General features: G+C 65.5%; 3 protein-coding genes. All 3 read left to right on the forward strand.

Going from position 1 to position 3,350, the window contains the following annotated elements; translation table 11 throughout:
* Positions 1-126: 126 nt before the first annotated feature.
* The 3 genes from NX774_RS23210 (at position 127) to NX774_RS23220 (ending at position 3,202) form a co-directional block, all read left to right on the forward strand.
* Entirely contained in the window at positions 127-2,247 is a 2,121-nt protein-coding gene (locus tag NX774_RS23210) for a TonB-dependent receptor family protein (RefSeq protein WP_258824672.1), read from the forward strand.
* Positions 2,248-2,320: 73 nt separating this feature from the next.
* Positions 2,321-2,794: a YbhB/YbcL family Raf kinase inhibitor-like protein gene (locus NX774_RS23215; RefSeq protein ID WP_258824674.1), complete on the forward strand. Its 474-nt coding sequence runs from the start codon at positions 2,321-2,323 to the stop codon at positions 2,792-2,794.
* A gap of 108 nt (positions 2,795-2,902) precedes the next feature.
* On the forward strand, positions 2,903-3,202 hold the full coding sequence (locus NX774_RS23220) for a Nif11-like leader peptide family RiPP precursor (protein ID WP_258824673.1): 300 nt from the start codon (positions 2,903-2,905) through the stop codon (positions 3,200-3,202).
* Positions 3,203-3,350: the final 148 nt, after the last annotated feature.

Consider the following 3,350-nt stretch of genomic DNA (forward strand, 5'->3'; position numbering starts at 1 on the left):
GGCGCCGGGGTGCGCAAGGGTTTTCTGTGCGATGCACAAGCTTTGGTGCAAGCGTATCGCTGGGTCATCCATATGTGCGCTATAGTCCGCTGTCAAAATGACCACGGGCCTTGGCCCCACCGATGTATGCTGCCCCGCAAAACCCGTCTCGCGCTGGCGTTACCGCTGGTCGTGCCCTGCCTGGCCACCTCGGCCGAACCGGAAGAAGCCGCCGCACCGCCCACCGTCGTGGTCGTCAGCGCCAGCCGCTCGGAGCACAGCAGTTTTGACCTGCCTGCCGCCATCGATGTGGTGGACGCAGCACGCATCCACGACACCCAGTTGCGGGTGAACGCATCGGAATCGCTGAACAGCGTGCCTGGCATCGTCGTCCAGAACCGGCAAAACTACGCGCAGGACCTGCAGATCTCCTCGCGCGGCTTCGGGGCGCGCTCCGCGTTTGGCGTACGCGGCGTACGGCTCGTCACGGACGGCATCCCCGCCACCATGCCGGACGGCCAGGGTCAGGCCGCGACCTTCAACCTGGACATGGCCGAGCGCATCGAAGTGCTGCGCGGGCCGTTCTCTGCCCTGTACGGCAACCACTCGGGTGGCGTGGTCCAGCTCTTCACGCGCGAACCGGGCGACACCCCGAACGTCGCCATCTCGACCGCCGCGGGAAGTGACGGTATCCGCAAGACGGACCTGAATGCGCAAGGCACGGCCGGCCCGGTTGGCTACCTGCTCGACGCCTCGCACTTCGAGACCGACGGCTACCGCCGCCACAGCGCCGCCACCCGCGACCAGGGCTATGCCAAGATCACGACCCGCCCCAACGCGGACAGCCGGCTCACCATTGTCGCCAACACCCTGCACCAGCCGGACACGCAGGATCCGCTCGGCGTGACCTGGGCAACGTTCAGCCGCGATGCGCGCGCCTGCGAGGCTGACGCCAGCGATACGGCTTCCCCGCCCCGCTGCTTTGCGGAGCGCTACAACACGCGCAAGAGCATCGACCACAGCCAGGCTGGCCTGACCTACGAGCAGCGCTTCGGCGAGGATCGCCTGCACCTGACGGTCTATGGCGGCAACCGGCAAGTTATCCAGTACCAGGCGTTTTCGAAAGGCTTCCAGGCCCCGGCCACGCATTCCGGCGGCGTGGTTGACTTCGGCCGCGACTTCGACGGCGTGGACATGAACTGGCAGGACCAGCGCACGCTTGCCGGCGGCCAGCTGCGTACCACGGTTGGGCTCGAATACGGCGCCTCCACCGACAAGCGCAAGGGCTTCGAAAACTTTGCGGGCAGCGAACTTGGCGTGGAAGGCCGACTGCGGCGCGACGAGACCGATGACCTGTCCACGCTCGCCCCCTACGTGCAAACCGAATGGCAGCGCGGACGCTGGATACTGACCGGCGGCCTGCGCCACACGCGCCTGACCGTTGACGTGCGCGACCACTACCTTGCGAATGGCAACGACAGCGGCAGCGTTACCTACAGCCGCACGGTGCCCTTCGTGGGCGCGCTGTACAAGCTGTCGCCCACGGTGAACGTGTACGCCAGCGCCGCCCGCGGGTTCGAGACGCCCACCTTGAACGAGCTGTTCTACTCCGGCGCGGGTGGTGGCTTCAACTTTGCGCTCGCTCCCGCGACCAGTCTTCACCTGGAGGCGGGCGCGAAGGCGCTCATCGCTCCCGGCACACGCCTTGACGCTGCAGTGTTCGAGGTGCACACGCATGACGAGTTGGTGGTCGACAGCGCCAGCGGTGGCCGCACCAGCTACCGCAACGCCACGCGCACGCTGCGGCAGGGGCTGGAGGTCTCGCTGGACGCTGGCCTTGCCGCCGGCTGGAACGCGCGCCTGGCCGCCACCTTGCTGCGCGCCGTGTACGATCAGGGCTTTGCCAGCGTGCGCGCCGGCAGCCGCCTGCCCGGTGTGCCGAACGCCAGCGTGTACGGTGAACTCGGCTGGAAAGACGCGAGCGGCCACATCGGCGCAGCGGTGGAAACCTTCGCCAGCGCGAACGCGTATCCCGACGATGCAAACGCGGCCCATCCTGCGCCCGGCTACGCCGTGGTGAATGCGCGCGTGCAGGCAAGCCAGGCGTTCAACCGCTGGGAGACCCGCGAATTCATCAGGCTGAACAATCTGTTCGACCGCAGCTACGTCGGCTCGCTCATCGTTGGCGACAGCAATCAGCGCTATTATGAGGCAGCGCCCGGCCGCAACTGGATCGTGGGCTTGTCGGCGCAGTACCGCTTCCGGTAACGGCGGCGCGAACCGGCAACCATCGGCGCGCGGCGCCTGTCCAAGCCTGCAAAGCCACATGCGAGGTGCCGTCATGAGCCTGACCCTTACCGCCGCCGATTTCCATGCCGGTGCAAGCATTCCGGCCATTCATACCTGCGATGGCGCTGACACGTCGCCGGCGCTCTCGTGGTCGGGCGTGCCGCCTGGCACCAAGAGCCTCGTGCTGATCCTCGACGACCCGGACGCGCCGGATCCTGCCGCCCCGAAGATGACCTGGGTCCACTGGGTGCTCTACAACATTCCCCCACAGGCGACAGGGCTGCCGGCGGCAGTGCACCAGGGCGACCTGCCGCCCGGCACGCTCGCCGGCATGAACGATTTCAAGAAGACCAGCTATGGCGGCCCCTGCCCGCCCGCTGGCCGGCATCGCTACTTTCACAAGCTGTACGCGCTCGACATCGTGTTGCCCGACCTTGCGCGGCCGACCAAGCCCCAGCTCGAGAAGGCAATCCAGGGGCACGTGCTTGCGCATACCGAGCTCATGGGAACTTACCAGCGCAAGTGAAACCGCGCTGCCGCTTTGTTGACCACCGAATATCCCGGGATTAATATCTTGTCATTTATTGCACCCATCACCGCCCGCCTTCATGGCCCGGGTACAAAGGACAAGTGGATGTCTATCCAAAATATCGAAGCGTTCTACAAACACGCCTTGCGCAACCCTGCGCTGGTCAACAGCCTGATGGGTGCACGCGACATGTCGACTTTCCAGCGCAATGTCGTCGAGCTGGGCCGCAACGCGGGCTTCGACTTCAATGAAGACGAGGCCCATGAGTGGATCCAGCAGAAGCTGGCAACGCAAGCGACGGGCGAGCTGACTGACGACGAGCTCGAAACCGTTTCGGGCGGCAATGACGAGCAGGCACACCATCGCTTCCTGACCTGGCTGGTATCGATCGGGACAGTCCAGTAAGAAAACCGCGGGCCGCGTTCGCTCCAACCGGCCGGACAGAAAACAAAAAAGCCCCGTCGGCAACGAACGCGATCTCAAGCGCGTTCAGGCTGACGGGGCTTTTCCAAAAGCGAAAAAGCCCGCAGACATCAGTCTGCGGGCTTTCTCA

This window comes from Massilia agilis (assembly GCF_024756255.1).
Classification (GTDB): Bacteria; Pseudomonadota; Gammaproteobacteria; order Burkholderiales; family Burkholderiaceae_D; genus Telluria; species Telluria agilis.

Excerpts from the sequence above, each read along its gene's own strand:
- NX774_RS23210 (WP_258824672.1), top strand. The coding sequence starts at position 127 with ATGCTGCCCCGCAAAACCCGTCTCGCGCTGGCGTTACCGCTGGTCGTG.
- NX774_RS23215 (WP_258824674.1), top strand. The coding sequence starts at position 2,321 with ATGAGCCTGACCCTTACCGCCGCCGATTTCCATGCCGGTGCAAGCATT.
- NX774_RS23220 (WP_258824673.1), top strand. The coding sequence starts at position 2,903 with ATGTCTATCCAAAATATCGAAGCGTTCTACAAACACGCCTTGCGCAAC.